This window comes from Rhodospirillales bacterium (genome assembly GCA_023898765.1).
Classification (GTDB): domain Bacteria; phylum Pseudomonadota; class Alphaproteobacteria; order Micavibrionales; family Micavibrionaceae.
In genome coordinates, this window is the sequence record CP060238.1 from 1,259,959 (window position 1) to 1,276,944 (window position 16,986).

Sequence of the window (16,986 nt, forward strand, 5' to 3'; positions counted from 1 at the left end):
ACGGAAAATAAGAATGTTTTGCAAGCCAAAACTTAAAAATCCCGGACATCCGTCAGTTTTCCGGTGATTGCCGCGGCGGCGGCCATGGCAGGGCTCATCAGATGGGTGCGTCCGCCGCGTCCCTGACGGCCTTCGAAATTGCGGTTGGAGGTGGAGGCGCAGCGCTCGCCCGGCGCCAAGCGGTCGGCGTTCATGGCCAGACACATGGAGCAGCCGGCTTCCCGCCAGTCGAAACCGGCTTCAATCAAAATATCTGCCAGTCCTTCGGCCTCGGCCTGCGCCTTGACGAGACCGGAGCCGGGGACGACCATGGCGTGGACTCCTGTGGCGACCTTTTTGCCTTTGGCGATAGCGGCGGCGGCGCGTAAATCCTCGATGCGGCCGTTGGTGCAGGAGCCGATAAAAACCTTGTCGATTTTTATTTCCTGCAGCGGGGTGCCGGGGGCAAGGCCCATATAATCGAGCATGCGCTGCATGGAGCGTTTTTTGTTTTCATCCTGAATGTCGGACGGGGAGGGGATAACGCCCGTAATCGGCAGGACATCTTCGGGGCTGGTACCCCATGTGACGGTCGGGGCGATATCTGCGGCCCTGATATGGATTTCCCGATCAAAGGAGGCGCTTTCGTCGCCGGGCAGGGTTTTCCAGTAGGCGACGGCCTTCTCCCAATCCGCGCCCTGCGGGGCCATCGGGCGGCCTTTTAAATAGTCGAATGTTGTCTCATCCGGCGCGACCATGCCGGCCCGCGCGCCGGCCTCGATCGACATGTTGCACAAGGTCATGCGCCCTTCCATGGAAAGCGCGCGGACCGCTTCCCCGGCATATTCGATGACATAGCCTGTGCCGCCGGCCGTGCCGATCTCCCCGATGATGTGCAGGGCCAGGTCTTTGGCGGTGACGCCGGCCGGGAGGGCGCCTTCCACGGCAATCCGCATGGATTTGGCGGGTTTCTGGATCAGCGTTTGTGTGGCCAGCACATGTTCGACCTCCGACGTCCCGATCCCGAAGGCGAGGGAGCCGAACGCGCCGTGGGTCGAGGTATGGCTGTCGCCGCAGACAATGGTCATGCCGGGCTGGGTAAAGCCTTGTTCGGGGCCGATAATATGGACGATTCCCTGACGCCTGTCGTTCATGTCGAACAGCTGCACGCCGAACTGCGCGCAGTTTTGGGACAGTGTTTCGACCTGGATACGGCTGTCTTCCTCGGCGATGCCCTTGCTGCGGTCCGTGGTGGGGACGTTGTGGTCTGCGACGGCCAGCGTGGCCTCCGGCCTGCGCACCTTTCGGCCTGCCAGCCGCAGCCCTTCGAAAGCCTGCGGAGAGGTGACTTCATGCACCAGATGCCGGTCGATATAGATCAGGCCGGTTCCGTCCTGTCCTTCCTGGACAAGGTGATCGTCCCATATTTTTTGGAATAAATTGCGGGGCCCGGGCATGAAGCTGAGATTCCTTATGTTTCAGGTGGTCCGTACTTTAAGATGTATGGCCTGTAAATCAACAGCTTTTTGCGGGGGGAAGGTAAATTACTTGACATAATACATAAAAAAGCATAAATTAACCGAACGTTAATTTATGAAACAAGAGGGTGTGTGATGGGAGCTGGATTAATACGAAAGGCCGTTGGATACGGGATTGGATTGACCATGATCGCAACGGCAGCTTTTTGGGGGGATGAAGATCTCGAAAATTATGAATTTCTGGCGCCTCTGGATCTGACGGCCGGTGCGAGTACGGCTTATGCCTATGCGGTCAAGGATGGCAAAGGGCAGGTTATAGAGGCGGATACCGAAGAGCTTGAAGGCTGCGGGACGACGCTTAAAAACTGCTTCGAGCTTGAAGCGCTTTCCCCGGAAAAAATTCGTGAAGAAGAAAACAGGGCGGCGGTTCTGGCAAGGGACATTTATAGCTCCTTTGCCGGATATACGGGGGTAGTCGGGGATGTACATTTCCTGAAAACACCCGATAAGGACTTGTCGGCGCAGGATTTTCCGGCTCTTAAGCAAGGGCTGGAGCTTATCCATGACAGATTGTGGTCAGAAGCGGGAAATATGAACAAATTAGGCGATAAAAACGCTGAGCTTAACGCAAAATATGACCTGGTTATTGACGATCTTTACGTTGTAAAAAAGGCGCAGGCGGGCATTCGCAAGGCGGAGACGCTCGCGCGCTACCGCGTGGATCTGATAGAAGGGCTTGAGGAAGGGCCGCTGGGCTATCATGAACAGGAACAGGTAAGGAGCGTTCTTACGCGTCCACCCTCGATGGACATGAAATAAGGATACAAAAGTTTCATTCGTAAAAAAAACGCGGCCTTTTGCGCCGCGTTTTTGATTCTCGAATTTGGAAAAGAAGGCTTATTCTTCGTTTTTGCCTTCTGCTGCTTCTGCAGGCGCTTCGGCAGGCGCTTCCGCAGCGGCAGCTTCCGCTGCTTTGGCTTTTGCGGCTTCTGCCTTGGCGGCCCTTTTATCCGCTTTGATTTTTTCCTGCTCCTTGCGGGCGGCTTCGCGGTTTTTGCCTTTTTCGGCTTTTTTCGCGGCGCGCTTGGCCGTTTGCGTCATATCCTTGGTTGCTTCATCCACCTCTGTGTCCAGCCCGTGTCCGGCGGTGCGTTCGGAAATACGGGCGGATTTACCGCGGCGGTCGCGCAGGTAATAAAGCTTGGCGCGGCGGACGGAGCCGCGGCGGACCAGTTCAATGGAGTCGATCCGGGGGGAATAGAGGGGGAAGACCCGCTCAACGCCCTCGCCGAGGCTGATTTTACGCACGGTGAAGCTCGCGTTCACGTCTCCGTCGTTGCTGTGGCGGGCGATGCAAACGCCTTCATAGGCCTGTACCCGCTCGCGGGAGCCTTCTTTGATGCGGACGTTTACTTTAACGGTGTCTCCGGGCGAAAAGGCCGGAATTTTTTTGCCTTCGGAGAGTTTCTCCATCTGGCGATTTTCAAATTTTTTCAGTGTGTTGGTCATCTTTTCTTACCTTTTCCCTTATAAAGGCCCGATAATCAGCTTTCAATCGCCGGCGGCCCATTTGTTGTTTTTACGGGTTAAAACTCGGGGTGGTTCTACTAGAATGCGGCGCCGGACGCAAGAAAATTATGACTTTTTGGGCAAAAGGTCCGGGCGGCGCTCTTTTGTCAGTTTTTCCGACGTTTCCTGCCGCCAGTCGGCAATCTTTGCGTGGTCGCCGGATTTGAGTACGTCCGGCACGCCTAGAACCTCGCCGCCAGCGGTTTTCCAGTCGGCGGGGCGGGTGTAGTGCGGATATTCCAAAAGGCCGCCTGTGGCGCGGCCGAAGCTTTCCTCCTCCGGGGTGGCGTCGTTGCCCATGACGCCGGGCAGCAGGCGGATGCAGGCATCCATCAGGATCAGCGCGGCGGGTTCGCCGCCCGAAAGCACATAATCTCCGATGGAAATTTCCTCGAACGCATAGGCGTCCAGTACGCGCTGGTCGACCCCTTCGTACCGTCCGCACAGGAGGGTCAGGGATGGTTCCTGCGCCAGTTCTTCCACCAGCCTTTGAGTCAACGGCTTTCCGCGCGGGCTTAAATAAACGAGGCGGCCTGAACGTTTTTTGTCATTCCGAGCGCAGCGAAGAATCTCATGAGATACTTCCATCGCTGACGCTCCATCAGGATGACAGGAAAGAGACAACAGCGCCTTCTCGATCACGTCCGCGCGCATGACCATGCCTGCGCCGCCGCCATAGGGCGTGTCGTCGACGGTTTTATGCACGCCTTCCGCAAAATCACGGATATTTACCGCCTTATAGGACCACAGGCCCTTTTCCAGCGCCTTGCCGCTCAAGGACGCACCCAGCGGCCCCGGAAACATTTCCGGGAAGAGGGTTAAGAGGTTAACGTGCCACGTCATTCCACCAACCCTTCCGGGATATGGACGCGCACATAATCTTCTCCGATCTCCGGCACATTTTCATCCGTAAAGGGCAGGTAGAAAGAGGGGCCGGACAGGGGCCGGATTTCCAGCATGTCGCCTGCGCCGAAATTGGCCACGTCTATAACCTTGCCGATTTTTTCGTCCGCCTCGTCGATAACGTCCAGCCCGATCAGGTCGGAGACGTAAAATTCCCCCTCTTCGGGTTCGGGCAATGCTTCCCGGTCCAGATAGAGTTTTGTGCCGCGCAGGGCGAGGGCTGCGTCCCGGTCTTTTATCCCTTCAATTTCAGCCAGAAAATGTTTGGCCGTGGCGTTTTTGAGCGTGACCGAAAGTGTTTCCGGCCCCGTTTCGGACGTAAACAGCGCGCCGTTCAACAGGCTCGTATCTTCTACAAAAACGTGCAGCTTCACGAGGCCCTTGACCCCGTGCGCCGTGGCAATCTGTGTGAGGCAAAGGCGCTTTGTCATTTTAACCACAGAGCCACAGAGAGGCGGAGTTTGAAACACAGAGAATATATAAAAAATTCTCTGTGTCTCCGTGTCTCTGTGGTTTATTCCGCTTTCTTTTCCTCAGCAGCCTCTTCAGCCTTTGCCTCTTCAGCAGGGGCCTCTTCAGCCTTGGCTTCTTCTGCAGCGGGCGCCTCTTCAGCCGGGGCGGCAGCTTCCGCGGCTTTTGCAGCCTTGGCTTCTTCTTCTGCGGCTTTGGCGGCTTCAGCAGCGGCTTTTTGCTTTTCTTTTTTCTCTTCGATCCGCATGGTCGTTTTCTCGGACGGCGCTGATTTTTTCGGGTTGACCCGTACGGCCGGTTTGGGGACCAGTCCGGCGTCGCTCAGGAAAATCTCGATCCGGCGGGACGGCTGCGCGCCCTGGCCGAGCCAGTATTTGACGCGTTCTTCGTTGAATTTGACGCGGTCGCCGCTTTCTGTTGAAAGAAGCGGGTTGTACGTGCCCAGTTTTTCGATAAACCGGCCGTCGCGGTCCATACGTTTATCTGCGACCACGATGGAATAATGCGGGCGTTTTTTCCGGCCGCCGCGTGCCAGTCTCATTGCTAGTGCCATTTTTACTTTCTCCTTTGTTAAATGTTTTGGTTAAAAATTAAAAAAACTAACACGAAGCTCTCGAAGCTCTCGAAGAATCACGAAGAGGATTCCTTAAAGTCTTCGTGATTTTTGTTTTCTTTAAGTTCTTCGTGTTAAAACCTATTTCCTCCGCCCCTTTTTCTTCCGGTTCTTTTTGCTGCCGCCACGGGCGCCCAGCCCTTGGAGTGGATCGGCACCCATGCCGCCGAAGCCCAGGCCGGGCAGGGCCGGGCCACCTAAACCCGGCATCGCGCCGCCTGCGAACGGGTTGGGACCGAGCGGACCCTCGTTTTGGCTGGCTTCCATATCGGCGGCCAGGGCGTCCGGGTCCATGCTTTGCCCCAGCAGTTCGGCGTCCTTCCCGCCCATCAGGCCCTTCATCATGCCCATCATCTTGCCCATGCCCATTTTTTTCATGCGTTTCATGACGGTCTGCATTTGCTGCTGCTGCTTGAGGAGCTTGTTGACGTCCTGCACGGACGTGCCGGAGCCTGCGGCGATGCGTTTTTTGCGCGAGGCGTTCATCAGTTTCGGGGCTTCGCGCTCTTGCTTCGTCATGGACAGGATGATGGCTTCCTGCTGGCCCATCATTTTTTCATCCACGCCGGCCTGTTCCAGCGCGCCCGCCATTTTTCCAAGGCCCGGCAGCATCTTGGCCATGGCGCCGATTCCGCCCATTTTTTTCATCTGGCGCATCTGGGTCAGCAGGTCGTTGAAGTCGAACTGGCCTTTTTTGAATTTTTCCGCCATTTTGGCGGCGTCTTCGGCTTCGATGGTATCTGCGGCCTTTTCGACCAGCGAGACGACGTCGCCCATCCCCAATATGCGCCCGGCGATCCGGTCCGGATGGAAGGGTTCGATCGCGTCCCATTTTTCACCTGTCCCCATGAGCTTGATGGGCTTGCCTGTGACGGCGCGCATGGACATGGCCGCGCCGCCGCGGGCGTCCCCGTCGATCCTCGTGAGCATGATGCCCGTAAGGCCGACTTTCTGGTCAAATTCTCGAGCAATATTCACGGCGTCCTGCCCGGTCATGGCATCGGCGACCAGAAGGGTTTCGACCGGGTTTGTTTCTTTGGAAACGGCGGCGACTTCCGCCATCAATTCCGCGTCAATCGCAAGCCGTCCGGCGGTGTCCAGCATGACGATGTCATAGCCTTCCTTGCGGGCGGTTTGCATGGCGCGCCGGGCGATCTCGATCGGGTTTTGGTCTTTGACGATTTCGAGCGTGGCCACGCCGGTTTGTTCTCCCAGAACCGCCAGTTGTTCCATCGCGGCCGGGCGGGAGGTATCCAGCGAGGCCATCAGGACTTTCTTGCGGTGCTTTTCGGTGAGGAAACGTGCGATCTTGGCCGTGGAGGTCGTTTTACCGGAGCCCTGCAGCCCGACCATCAGGTAAGCGCAGGGCGGGGTGGCAAAGCGCAGTTCTTCTTCGGTGCTTTGTGCGCCGCCCAGCATTTCGACCATGGCGTCATGGACGATTTTGACGACCTGCTGGCCCGGCGTGACGGATTTGGTCACTTCCGCGCCGACGGCTTTTGTTTTGACGGTTTCGATAAAGTCTTTGACGACCGGCAGGGCGACGTCGGCCTCCAGCAGCGCGACGCGGATTTCCCGTGCGGCTTCGTTGACATCTTCTTCCGTCAGGCTTCCCCGTCCGCGGAGCTTGTCAAAGACCCCGCCCAGTTTATCGCTCAGACTTTCAAACATCTTTTTTCTTTTCTTACCACTAAGGACACTAAGAACACGAAGATACCCGGAAAAATACGGCGCAGCCGCAGTAAATTTTTAAAGTCTCTTTTGTTTTTATAGCGTGCTAACGCACGCGGATTCTCTGTGCCCTTAGTGTCCTTAGTGGTTAAAATAAACAAATGCCAAAACAGCCCCGGTGAGCGTAACTTCGCCGACCGGGGTGTACCGTTAAGCACCAACATTTATCCAAAATGCCGGAATTTGAGGGGTTTTATAGATTGATGGTATTAAAAAGTCAACCTTTGTTGTCATCCTGAGCGAAGCGCGTTAGCGCGCAGCCGAAGGATCTTTGTCAATGCTCCCCGTGCAAGATCCCTCGACTTCGCTCGGGATGACGTGTTAGGAGATATCCATGTTGAAATTTAAAAAAATGCATGGGCTCGGGAACGATTTTGTCATCATGGACGGCCGGGGGCAGGATTTGAACCTGACGCCGGAGCGTATTGCCCGGATCGCGGACCGCCAGCGCGGGGTGGGCTGCGATCAGTTCATCGTGATTGAAACGCCTGAGGCCCCGGAGGCGAGAGCTTTTATGCGGATTTACAACCCGGACGGCACGCAGGCCGGGGCGTGCGGCAATGCCACGCGCTGTGTGGCGGACATTTTAATGCAGGAAACCGGGGAAGACCACGCTGTCATCGAAACGGTGTCGGGCTTGCTCTCTTGCGTTCGGGCCGGGGAATATCTCGTTACCGTGGATATGGGTCCCCCCAGGCTGGCGTGGCGGGATATTCCGCTTTCGAAAGAATGCGATACGCTTCATTTGCCGCTGGAAGGCGACCCTGTCGCCGTCAGTATGGGCAACCCGCATTGCGTGTTTTTTGTCGAGGATGCGGAAAACGCGCCGCTGGAAGAATGGGGGCCGCGTTTTGAGAAGGACCTGCTCTTTCCTGAAAAGACCAATGTCGAGTTTGTGGAAGTGAAGGACAGGCAGCACTTGCGCATGCGGGTGTGGGAGCGTGGGGCAGGCGTGACGCAGGCCTGCGGGTCCGGCGCCTGTGCGGCCGGCGTGGCGGCGGTGCGCCGGGGGCTGACGGACCGGAAAGTCGCCGTAACGCTCGATGGCGGGGACCTCGTTATAGAATGGCGCGAAGAAGACGGCCATGTCCTGATGACGGGCCCTTATGCATATGTTTTTGACGGCAGGCTGGAAATGGTCTAGCGTCCCCCTTCCTTTTTTTTGCAGAAAGGTTCAGAGATGGCCAGAAGCCTTAATAAATCGAGGATGCGGAATTCACGCATCGTTCTTGCGCTTGTTCTTTGCGCGGCGTTTTTTACCAAAGCGCTCGTAGGGTATGAAACGCCGTTCCATGATATGCTGGATTTCGCGGGATATGTTCTGGTTGCTTTCTGCGCTTTGGGCCGCCTTTATTCAACGGCTTTTCTCGGCGGTTTTAAAAACGAAAAGCTTATCACGTACGGCGCGTTTTCGATTTGCCGCAACCCGCTTTATTTCTTTTCCCTTCTGGGAATGACGGGGGTTGCCCTGATTTCGGCGCATCTTGCGATTATTATCGTGATGCCGCTGACGTTTCTGGTGTTGTACCATTTTCTTATTCTGCGGGAAGAGGCGTTTTTGAAAGAGACATTTGGGCAGGCCTATCTGGATTATATGGATTCGACTCCCCGGCTGTTTCCGAATTTCAGGCTTTACAAAGCGCCGCATAAAGTTGAAGTGGCGCCCAAATATCTCAAAAAGGCTTTTCTGGATGCGATTTGGTGGTTTGCGGCTTATCCCCTGTTTGAATTTGCCGAGTTTTTGCAAGAGTCCGGTTTGATCAGGCCGGTCTTGATGTTGCCCTAGAACTCTTGTAATAAACGATTATTATGACCAAAAAACATCCGCAGCTTGTGACCTTTGGATGTCGCCTCAACACTTACGAGTCCGAGGTGATGCGCGCCCATGCGTGCGATGCGGGGCTGGAGGAGGCGATTATCTTCAATACCTGCGCGGTGACCAAAGAGGCAGAGCGGCAGGCGCGGCAAGCCATTCGGCGGGCCCGCAAGGACAATCCACACGCTAAAATCATTGTGACCGGCTGTGCGGCACAGATTGATCCCCAGACTTATGCACAGATGGAAGAAGTGGATGTCGTGCTGGGCAATGATGTGAAACTGAAGAAGGAAGGGTGGATTTTGAACCCTTCACTCGCACCCTCTCCCCATGGGGAGGGTGAGGGGCATAAGGCTAAAGTCTTCGTCAACGACATCATGTCCGTGCGCGAAACGGCTTCCCATTTGATCGAAGGGGTGGAGGGGCACGCGCGCGCCTTTGTACAGGTGCAAAACGGGTGCGATCATCGCTGCACGTTTTGTATCATTCCTTACGGGCGGGGCAATTCGCGTTCCGTGCCAATCGGTGAAGTTGCCAGGCAGGTTCAAAAACTTGTTGCAAGCGGTTATAACGAAATCGTTTTTACAGGAGTTGACGTTACTTCTTACGGCGCGGATTTGCCGGGGCGGCCGACGCTGGGGCAGATGATCCGGCGGGTGCTTGCGCTGGTGCCGGAATTGCCGCGTATTCGTTTGTCCTCGCTTGATCCGGTTGAAATAGACGCGGATCTTTGGGAGCTTATCGCCGGGGAGCCGCGCCTGTGCCCGCATCTGCATTTAAGCCTTCAGGCCGGGGATAACATGATTCTCAAACGTATGAAGCGGCGCCATACGAGGGAAGACGTGGCGGCGCTGTGTGAAAGGGCGCGGGCCTGCCGGCCCGATATGGCGTTTGGCGCGGATATCATTGCCGGCTTTCCGACCGAAACCGACGAGATGTTCCAGAAGACGCTGGATATTGTCGCCGAATGCGATTTGACGTTCCTGCACGTGTTTCCTTATTCGGAAAGGGAAGGAACGCCGGCGGCCCGGATGCCGCAGGTGCCGCATGACGTGCGTAAAGCGCGGGCGGCGCTCTTGCGTAAGTTGGGGGACAAACAGGTGGATAAGTTCTTGAGGTTTCATGTGAAACAGACTCGCCAAGTTATTGTAGAGAAAGACAATACCGGGCACACGGAACATTTTGCGCAGGTCAGGATTGATGGAAATCATTCGCCCGGAAGCCTTCTGCGTGTTAGGATAACGGGCATAGAGGGGGATTGTTTAACGGGAAACGTGCAATAATGGTTTTATGGCGTAAAAAGAAAAATCAGGCCGCGCAGGAACAGGAAGAGCGCGAGGATAAGGTTATTCATCATTCAAAGGATCCCGCGCTGGGTCCTTTGACCGAATCCGATCCGGAAATGAATCCGGATTTTGTGGAGCGCGAACTGGAAGAAAGCTCGGCGGAAATTCTGGACGAACTCGGGGTGGTGCCTGTGCCGGAACATACGGCGGTGGCGGACGCGCAGGAAGCGAAAGACCTGAGCGATCATAGCGCGGAAGGGGGCTGGCTTTCACGGCTTTCAAGGGGGCTGTCCAAGTCCACGAACAAGATTGGGCAGGGGGTTTCGGATATCTTCACCAAAAAGAAGCTGGATGCCGCTGCGCTTTCGGAACTTGAAGATCTTTTGATTTCGGCGGATCTGGGGCCTAAAACGGCCGCGCAGCTTGTCTCTGGCCTGTCAGAAACGCGTTTTGATAAAGAGGTGGAGCCCGAAGAGATACGGTCCGCTTTGGCCGAAAACATGGCGGAAATTCTGGCGCCTGTGGCGGCGCCGCTGGAGATCGAAAAACCGGAAAATGGTCCGTTTGTTGTTCTGGTTTGCGGCGTCAACGGGGCGGGAAAGACCACGACGATCGGCAAAATGGCCTATGACTGGCATATGCGCCGGCATAAGCCCGTGATGATTGCGGCGGGGGATACGTTCCGCGCCGCCGCGATTGAGCAGCTGGAAGTCTGGGCCAAAAAAGCCCATTGCCCGGTTTTGAAAAAGGATATTGGCGCGGACGCGGCGTCCGTGGCGTTTGAAGCCTACGAAAAGGCCAAGGCCGACGGGGCTGAAATCCTGATGATCGACACGGCCGGGCGTTTGCAGAATAAGGCCAACCTGATGGAAGAGCTGGAGAAAATTGTCCGTGTTCTGAAGAAGCAGGACGAAAATCTGCCGCATGCCGTTTTGCTTGTGCTGGATGCGACGACGGGGCAGAACGCACACTCCCAGGTCGAGATTTTCAAAGAGGCGGTGGACGTGACGGGCCTGATCGTGACCAAGCTCGACGGCAGCGCCAAGGGCGGGGTGATCGTGTCTCTGGCGCGTGAATTCGGCCTGCCGATTCATGCTATTGGCGTGGGGGAGAAAGAAAACGATCTCAGTCCCTTCAAGGCCGAAGATTTCGCCAAAGCCCTGATGGGCGTGGCTCAATAATCTCCGCCTCTCTCTGGAAGAGGCGGGAGACTTACCGTAAAAAAGGAGTAATGCAATGGTTCGTGGAGATTTTAATGCGGAGAATGCCGGAAAAACCGGCCGGTTTTCCCTTGGGGAGGAGGTCCTGCTCAAACATCATTACTATGGGCGTGATTATCTGTTAAAGGCCGAGATCGTTCCACATCGGGCGGCGCCTGACGGCTATTGTGAAGCCACGAGGCTTTATTCTCTTGCCATACGGGAAGCAGGCGGGAATTTTTATCGCGGCGCAGAGACATGGGCGTTTTCTTCAGAGATAGAGAAATGCCCCGAAAGCCGTTCGCCGGTCCCCGGCAGGTCGCTTCCGGCGTTCCGGAAATCCTGAGCGGCAGGGTGTTGGTTCATTGAAATATTAACCATTTCGGGCGATAATAGGCTATGTCGGACGCTTTGAAATCATTCGAAACGCGCGCTTTTGACTCTGCCGGGGAAGCTGTGGCGGCGGCCAGCGGGATTTATAACGCGCATGTGGCGTATTTGCGCGAAAGCTTTGATCTTTTTACAAAAAACAAGCTGCCGGCCGGAAAAATCCGGGCCTGTTACCCTTTTGTGAGGATAGAGGCGGGTTCGGCGCGGCGTCAGCAGGACAGCCGTCTGTCCTACGGTTTTGTACAGGGGGCGGGGCTTTACGAAACGACGCTCACGCGGCCTGACATTTTTGCGCATTATTACGAGGAGCAAATCGGCCTCCTTCTCAAGAACCATGGCGGATCTGTGGAGATCGGTGTGAGCGATACGCCCGTTCCGCTCCATTTTGCCCTGGGGGAGGATTTTCATCTGGAAAAGGATTTGTCGCCCGAGCAGATCAGGGCGCTTCCCGGTCTGTTCGACCAGCCGGATCTGGATATACTGGACGATCAGATCCCGAACGGGACGTACACTCCCGGAAAAGGGCCAATGCCTCTGGCGCTTTTTACCGCGCCGCGTGTGGATTTAAGCCTGCTGCGTCTGAAACATTACACCGGCACGAAGGCGGGGGATTTTCAAAATTACGTTATTTTCACGAACTACCAGTTTTATATCGATGAATTTGTAAAAATCGGTGAAAAACTCGCGGGACTGCCCGATTATACCGGCTTTACCAAACCTGCGGAGGGCGCGCGTTTACCGCAGATGCCGGCTTATCACCTGAAGCGGGCGGATGGATCGGGAATCACCATGGTCAATATCGGGGTGGGGCCGTCCAACGCCAAAACCATTACGGACCACGTGGCGGTGCTGCGCCCGCATGCGTGGCTGATGCTGGGGCATTGCGCGGGGCTGCGGAACTCCCAGCGCCTGGGGGATTATGTGCTGGCGCATGGATATTTGCGCGAAGACAACGTGCTCTATCACGATTTGAACCCGACGATTCCCCTTCCGGCTCTGTCGGAAATCCAGTTGTCGCTGGAGCAGGCGGTGAGCGAGATTACGGGGCTGGAAGGCTATGAGAAAAAGAAAATCCTGCGGACCGGGACCGTGGCCACGGTGGATGACCGGAACTGGGAATTGCGCGCTTCGGTGCGGCAGAATATCCGTTTCAGCCAGAGCCGGGCGATTGCGCTGGATATGGAATCGGGCACGGTCGCGGCGAATGGCTTTCGTTTCCGTGTGCCTTACGGGACGCTTTTATGCGTGTCGGACAAGCCGCTGCACGGACAGCTTAAACTGCCCGGGATGGCGGACAGTTTCTACCGCGAAAGGGTGGTGCAGCATTTGCAGATCGGCTTGCGCGCCATGGAGATTCTGCGCGAAATCGGGCCGGAAAAACTGCACAGCCGGAAATTACGCTCTTTCAACGAAGTCGCGTTTCAGTAAATCTTCCAATAAAAAAGCGCTCCTTTACAGAGCGCTCTTCCTTCCCGGTGTTCCGGTATTTTTAAACCGTGATATCGACCACGCTTCCGCGGCCTGAACTGCCGGAAGACCTTTCGGTGTCCTGATTGGCGGAAGCCTGAAATTCTGCCTCTTTTTCGTGGCCGTTATTGCGTGTTTCCGTTTCCTGTCCTTTTGCTGCCGCCGTTCCGGTGGGGCGCGTTTCGGTCGAGTCTTCACGTACTTCATTTGCCTGACGGGCCGTTTCATTATTGCCGGGCTGGAACGTGTTTGCCGCCGGAATTTGTTGCTGAATGCCGCTATTGACCAAGCCAACCATGTTTTGAACCCCCGAATAGAAGAAAAATAAGTGTGAAGTTAAGAATAACAGGAAAGCGTTAACAAAGAATTACATGGGAGAATGTGGACATAAATGAAGAAAATGCACAGTCGTTAAGGGATTGTAAATGATTTTTGTATATGAATAAAGGCAAGAGATGAACAGGGCGGATTTCCTTGGTTTTTTACGGTCCTTTCTTGTCATATTCTTAAAAAGTACGATAATTAACAAAAAAACTGTCTGGCGGCGCCAAAAGTTTGGGGACGTGCCGAAAAGCAGGCGGGGGGATGGATAAAAAGAGATGCTGGAAAACTATCCTGAGGTGGCTCCTTTATTGGTGAGCCTTTACGACAAGCAAAAACTGAACGGTCTGGCCCGCAGCCAGGATCCTTCTTCACGCGCAGCTTTGACGGGCGTGATGGCGGATCTCCTTGATATTGAATTAAACCCGCGGGAACGGGAACTTATCACGGACGTTCTGATGGGGATTATGCGTCAGGCCGAAGAAGATCTGCGGATGGCCCTGTCGGAGCGTTTTGCGGCGATGGATAACGTTCCCTTGCGGATTATTTTGCAACTGGCCAACGATGAAATTAAAATCGCGGAGCCTGTGTTGCGGCAAAGCCCGGTTCTCCAGGACATGGACTTGATTTATATTATCAAAGCCAAAGGACCTGCACACTGGCGTTCCATCGCCTCACGGGAAGGGCTTGGCGGGAAGGTCGTTGATCTTCTCGCAGAGACGAGGGATTTTCCTACGGCTGTTACTTTGACCAAAAACAAAAAGGTAACGCTGAGCGATCGCGCGATCGATATTTTTGCGCAGATGTCCAAAACGTCGGATGCGCTTGCACGCCCGCTTTTGATGCGGCCGGAACTTCCGGAAGGCGTTGCGCGTAAAATTTACGAATTTGTGGGCGAGGAGCTTAAAAAATCGTTTTCCTTCCGTTTCAAAACGGCCGTAGATGAGGTTGTTTCCGAATTTAAAAATGCGGATCGGCGCGAATTTATGCCCAACAGCCAGATGATACGTGCGGCTGAACAGCTTCATGAAAGAGGGCAGCTTGAAATTTCCAAAATGATAAGCGTGTTAAAGCGCGGGCAGCTTGCCAGCTTCATCGCGATGTATTCCGTCTTTTGCGGTCTGTCCAGGGAAACGGTTTATAACATGATACAGCAGCCGACGGGGAAGGGGCTGGCCCTGTCCTGCAAGGCGATGGGAATCCGGAAATCGGATTTTATGAGCTTCTTTTTGCTGACTCATGCAGCCCGCGGAAAAGACGCGCGCGTTATAGATCAGGAAAAGATGGGTATGGCGCTTCAGGCTTATGACATGCTCAACAGGGAGCAGGCGCAGAAGATTTTAAACAAGTACCGCCATTAAAGCGTTCATCGCTTAAGGCCGGACATCGCAAAAACCGGTAAATCGTTTTTACCACGAAGCTTACGAAGCTTGCGAAGAAACACGAAGTCATTGTTTGAAGAAGAAAAACTTCGTGAAACTTCATATCCTTTGTGGTCTTCGTGTTAACAACCCAAAACAATCAACGCGTCAGATTTTTAACGAAATGGACTATAAAGACCTGGATCAGGCGGCTCTGGCGTGTGCGCTCAGGGCGGCGACGCCGGGCAGCGTTTTGCCTTCCAGCCATTCAAGGAAGGCCCCGCCGGCGGATGAGACATAGCTGAAATCTTCGAGGACATGCGCATTGGCGAGCGCGGAGACGGTATCCCCGCCGCCTGCGACACTCAGCACCTGTCCGCTTTTGGTAAGGTTTGCCGCGATTTTGGCGACCTCGTTTGTTCCCTTGTCGAAGGGTTTGACCTCAAAAACGCCCATGGGGCCGTTCCACAGGACGGTCTTGCAGGTCTGGAGAATCTCTCCGATATGGCGGATCGTTTCGGGGCCGATATCTATGGCTTCCTTGTCTTCGGGCATATCTGCCAGCGAAACAATCTCGTACGGGGCGCCTTCTTCGATGGTGTCTACAATGATCCGGTCCGTGGGCAGGATAATTTCGCACCCCTTGTTCTGCGCTTTTTCCATGATGTTTCTGGCTTCTGCGGCCATATCCTTTTCGCATAAGGACGCGCCGACTTCCGCGCCCCGGGCAAACAGGAACGTGTTGGCCATGCCGCCGCCCAAAATCAGGAAATCGACCTTTTGGACGAGGTTGTTCAGGACGCTGAGCTTGGAAGAAATTTTTGCTCCGCCGACGATTGCGGCGACGGGTTTTTTCGGCGATTCCAACGCGTTTTGAAGCGCGCCAAGTTCCGTTTCCATCAGATGGCCGGCCGCGCAGGGCAGCAGATGCGCGAGGCCCTCGGTCGAGGCATGGGCGCGGTGGGACGCGGAAAAGGCGTCATTCACGTAAATATCGCCGAGCTTTGCCAGCGCCTTTGCAAAGGCCACGTCATTTGTTTCCTCGCCTTTGTGGAAGCGCACATTTTCCAGCAGCAGGATATCGCCGTTTTGGAGGTTGCTTACAGCCTTTTCGGCTTCAGGACCGGTGCACTCTGCGGCGAAGGAAACCTCTTGTCCCCACTGCGCCTTTAAAACGGGCGGCAGGAAGGACAGGGAATATTCTTCCTTAGCCTCGCCTTTGGGACGTCCGAAATGGGACAGCAGGATGACGCGCGCGCCTTTGCGCGTCAGGGTGTCGATGGTGGGCTTCAGGCGGTCGATCCGGGTGGTGTCGCTGACCTTTCCGTCCTGGACGGGCACGTTTAAATCCGCCCGCAGCAGGATTTTTTTACCTTCAAGAGGGATCTCTTTGTTTATGGTTTCGAGCGTTTTAAAATTCATTTTATCTCCCCGGTTCAAGAGATGGTTTTGGCATGTTCGGTGGCCTGGATCAAGCGGGAACGGATGGCCGGATCAAGGGCGGAATGCCCGCCGTCCGGCACGACGATATAATCCGCTTCCGGCCATGCGAGATGGAGCTTGTGCGCGGTCACGATCGGGCAGACGGCGTCATAGCGGCCGTGAATAATGACGGACGGAATATGGCGGAATTTTTCGACTGCTTTGAGAAGGGAGTTTTCGGCGGCGATCTGTTCGTTCCGGAAATAATGACATTCGATCCGGGCCAGCGAAAGCGCATGCGCTTTTTGTTCCTCCGTCGTAATGGTTTCGTAGTTGGGAATCAGGGAAGAGCAGGCGCTTTCATACAGGGCCCAGCTAATGGCAGCTTCCATCTGTGTATCGGGATCGGGGCCGGTCAGGCGTTTGTAGTAAGCTTCCAGAAGATCGCCCTGTTCTTCTTCGGGGATAAAGCCGGCGAATTGTTCCCAGGCTTCGGGGAAGAGGGCGCGGGCGCCGTAGAGCCACCAGTCGTTCTCTTCTTTTTCCAGCAGGTAAATGCCGCGCAGGATCAGGCTGATGCAGTCTTCAGGGAACGCGGCGGCGTAGGACAGGGCCAGGGTGCTTCCCCATGAGCCGCCGAACACATGCCAGCGTTCGACGGACAAATGTGTCTGAAGCTGTTTGATATCCCGGATCAGATGCACGCGTGTGTTGTGTTCGAGGCTGCCGTGCGGTGTAGAGCGTCCGGCGCCGCGCTGGTCGTAGAGGATAATCCGGTAGGCTTCCGGATCGAAAAACTGCCGGTGGACGGGGGCGCAGCCGGCGCCGGGGCCGCCATGCAAAAAGAGAACGGGTACGCCGTCGGGGTTGCCGCTTTGCTCCCAGTACATTTGATGGCCGTGGGACAGGTCCAGAAAGCCTGTGGAATAAGGCGTGAGGTGTGGAAACAAGTCCGGATATGCGGTTTTACGGGCCATGAA

17 protein-coding genes are annotated in these 16,986 nt (G+C 55.4%); 8 read left to right on the plus strand and 9 right to left on the minus strand.

Annotation, left to right across the window (positions count from 1 at the left end):
* Positions 1–32: 32 nt before the first annotated feature.
* Complete coding sequence (gene leuC / locus H6853_06050; GenBank protein USO03102.1) at positions 33–1,436, minus strand: 3-isopropylmalate dehydratase large subunit; 1,404 nt, start codon at positions 1,434–1,436, stop codon at positions 33–35.
* A 156-nt stretch (positions 1,437–1,592) separates the two neighbouring features.
* On the opposite strand from leuC, the gene H6853_06055 reads away from it, so the two are divergent.
* Positions 1,593–2,276 carry a hypothetical protein gene (locus H6853_06055; GenBank protein USO03103.1) on the plus strand — a complete coding sequence of 228 codons (684 nt, stop codon included), beginning with the start codon at positions 1,593–1,595 and terminating at the stop codon, positions 2,274–2,276.
* Between the two features lie 78 nt (positions 2,277–2,354).
* Here the strand turns inward: H6853_06055 and rplS are convergent, their stop codons facing one another.
* The 5 genes from rplS to ffh form a co-directional block, all read right to left on the minus strand.
* Positions 2,355–2,966: a 50S ribosomal protein L19 gene (gene rplS, locus H6853_06060; GenBank protein ID USO03104.1), complete on the minus strand. Its 612-nt coding sequence runs from the start codon at positions 2,964–2,966 to the stop codon at positions 2,355–2,357.
* A 126-nt stretch (positions 2,967–3,092) separates the two neighbouring features.
* Complete coding sequence (trmD, locus tag H6853_06065; protein ID USO03105.1) at positions 3,093–3,869, minus strand: tRNA (guanosine(37)-N1)-methyltransferase TrmD; 777 nt, start codon at positions 3,867–3,869, stop codon at positions 3,093–3,095.
* Positions 3,866–4,360 carry a 16S rRNA processing protein RimM gene (rimM, locus tag H6853_06070; protein USO03106.1) on the minus strand — a complete coding sequence of 165 codons (495 nt, stop codon included), beginning with the start codon at positions 4,358–4,360 and terminating at the stop codon, positions 3,866–3,868. Before rimM ends, trmD begins: the two co-directional genes overlap by 4 nt.
* Positions 4,361–4,443: 83 nt before the next feature.
* Entirely contained in the window at positions 4,444–4,953 is a 510-nt protein-coding gene (rpsP, locus tag H6853_06075) for a 30S ribosomal protein S16 (GenBank protein USO03107.1), read from the minus strand.
* Positions 4,954–5,094: 141 nt separating this feature from the next.
* Complete coding sequence (gene ffh, locus H6853_06080; protein ID USO03108.1) at positions 5,095–6,684, minus strand: signal recognition particle protein; 1,590 nt, start codon at positions 6,682–6,684, stop codon at positions 5,095–5,097.
* 394 nt (positions 6,685–7,078) lie between these two features.
* On the opposite strand from ffh, the gene H6853_06085 reads away from it, so the two are divergent.
* From H6853_06085 to H6853_06110, 6 genes are read left to right on the plus strand one after another with little or no spacing between them, the layout of a single operon-like run.
* Positions 7,079–7,888, plus strand: a complete 810-nt coding sequence (locus H6853_06085; GenBank protein ID USO03109.1) for a diaminopimelate epimerase — start codon at positions 7,079–7,081, stop codon at positions 7,886–7,888.
* A 36-nt stretch (positions 7,889–7,924) separates the two neighbouring features.
* A complete protein-coding gene (locus H6853_06090; GenBank protein USO03110.1) occupies positions 7,925–8,530 on the plus strand; it encodes an isoprenylcysteine carboxylmethyltransferase family protein in 606 nt (201 codons plus the stop codon).
* 23 nt (positions 8,531–8,553) lie between these two features.
* A complete protein-coding gene (mtaB, locus tag H6853_06095; GenBank protein ID USO03111.1) occupies positions 8,554–9,843 on the plus strand; it encodes a tRNA (N(6)-L-threonylcarbamoyladenosine(37)-C(2))-methylthiotransferase MtaB in 1,290 nt (429 codons plus the stop codon).
* Positions 9,843–11,027: a signal recognition particle-docking protein FtsY gene (gene ftsY, locus H6853_06100; GenBank protein USO03112.1), complete on the plus strand. Its 1,185-nt coding sequence runs from the start codon at positions 9,843–9,845 to the stop codon at positions 11,025–11,027. Before mtaB ends, ftsY begins: the two co-directional genes overlap by 1 nt.
* Positions 11,028–11,082: 55 nt before the next feature.
* Entirely contained in the window at positions 11,083–11,391 is a 309-nt protein-coding gene (locus H6853_06105; protein ID USO03113.1) for a hypothetical protein, read from the plus strand.
* Between the two features lie 53 nt (positions 11,392–11,444).
* Entirely contained in the window at positions 11,445–12,863 is a 1,419-nt protein-coding gene (locus H6853_06110; GenBank protein ID USO03114.1) for an AMP nucleosidase, read from the plus strand.
* A gap of 61 nt (positions 12,864–12,924) precedes the next feature.
* Here H6853_06110 and H6853_06115 read toward each other — a convergent pair whose 3' ends face one another.
* Positions 12,925–13,200, minus strand: coding sequence for a hypothetical protein (locus tag H6853_06115; protein ID USO03115.1), 276 nt, complete (start codon positions 13,198–13,200; stop codon positions 12,925–12,927).
* A 301-nt stretch (positions 13,201–13,501) separates the two neighbouring features.
* Between H6853_06115 and H6853_06120 the strand changes: the two genes are divergently transcribed.
* Entirely contained in the window at positions 13,502–14,584 is a 1,083-nt protein-coding gene (locus H6853_06120) for a DUF2336 domain-containing protein (protein ID USO03116.1), read from the plus strand.
* Between the two features lie 204 nt (positions 14,585–14,788).
* Here the strand turns inward: H6853_06120 and H6853_06125 are convergent, their stop codons facing one another.
* Both H6853_06125 and pip read right to left on the minus strand, forming a co-directional pair.
* The gene (locus tag H6853_06125; GenBank protein ID USO03117.1) at positions 14,789–16,006 is read right to left on the minus strand and encodes a phosphoglycerate kinase; all 1,218 of its coding nucleotides are present in this window, start codon (positions 16,004–16,006) and stop codon (positions 14,789–14,791) included.
* A 14-nt stretch (positions 16,007–16,020) separates the two neighbouring features.
* Positions 16,021–16,983 (minus strand): prolyl aminopeptidase, encoded by a 963-nt coding sequence (gene pip / locus H6853_06130; GenBank protein USO03118.1) that lies wholly within the window; start codon positions 16,981–16,983, stop codon positions 16,021–16,023.
* Positions 16,984–16,986 lie beyond the last annotated feature (3 nt).

What these genes read in the sequence shown, in the direction of transcription:
- leuC (USO03102.1), bottom strand. Translation starts at nt 1,436, where the DNA reads ATGCCCGGGCCCCGCAATTTATTCCAAAAAATATGGGACGATCACCTT.
- H6853_06055 (USO03103.1), top strand. Translation starts at nt 1,593, where the DNA reads ATGGGAGCTGGATTAATACGAAAGGCCGTTGGATACGGGATTGGATTG.
- rplS (USO03104.1), bottom strand. Translation starts at nt 2,966, where the DNA reads ATGACCAACACACTGAAAAAATTTGAAAATCGCCAGATGGAGAAACTC.
- trmD (USO03105.1), bottom strand. Translation starts at nt 3,869, where the DNA reads ATGACGTGGCACGTTAACCTCTTAACCCTCTTCCCGGAAATGTTTCCG.
- rimM (USO03106.1), bottom strand. Translation starts at nt 4,360, where the DNA reads ATGACAAAGCGCCTTTGCCTCACACAGATTGCCACGGCGCACGGGGTC.
- rpsP (USO03107.1), bottom strand. Translation starts at nt 4,953, where the DNA reads ATGGCACTAGCAATGAGACTGGCACGCGGCGGCCGGAAAAAACGCCCG.
- ffh (USO03108.1), bottom strand. Translation starts at nt 6,684, where the DNA reads ATGTTTGAAAGTCTGAGCGATAAACTGGGCGGGGTCTTTGACAAGCTC.
- H6853_06085 (USO03109.1), top strand. Translation starts at nt 7,079, where the DNA reads ATGTTGAAATTTAAAAAAATGCATGGGCTCGGGAACGATTTTGTCATC.
- H6853_06090 (USO03110.1), top strand. Translation starts at nt 7,925, where the DNA reads ATGGCCAGAAGCCTTAATAAATCGAGGATGCGGAATTCACGCATCGTT.
- mtaB (USO03111.1), top strand. Translation starts at nt 8,554, where the DNA reads ATGACCAAAAAACATCCGCAGCTTGTGACCTTTGGATGTCGCCTCAAC.
- ftsY (USO03112.1), top strand. Translation starts at nt 9,843, where the DNA reads ATGGTTTTATGGCGTAAAAAGAAAAATCAGGCCGCGCAGGAACAGGAA.
- H6853_06105 (USO03113.1), top strand. Translation starts at nt 11,083, where the DNA reads ATGGTTCGTGGAGATTTTAATGCGGAGAATGCCGGAAAAACCGGCCGG.
- H6853_06110 (USO03114.1), top strand. Translation starts at nt 11,445, where the DNA reads ATGTCGGACGCTTTGAAATCATTCGAAACGCGCGCTTTTGACTCTGCC.
- H6853_06115 (USO03115.1), bottom strand. Translation starts at nt 13,200, where the DNA reads ATGGTTGGCTTGGTCAATAGCGGCATTCAGCAACAAATTCCGGCGGCA.
- H6853_06120 (USO03116.1), top strand. Translation starts at nt 13,502, where the DNA reads ATGCTGGAAAACTATCCTGAGGTGGCTCCTTTATTGGTGAGCCTTTAC.
- H6853_06125 (USO03117.1), bottom strand. Translation starts at nt 16,006, where the DNA reads ATGAATTTTAAAACGCTCGAAACCATAAACAAAGAGATCCCTCTTGAA.
- pip (USO03118.1), bottom strand. Translation starts at nt 16,983, where the DNA reads ATGGCCCGTAAAACCGCATATCCGGACTTGTTTCCACACCTCACGCCT.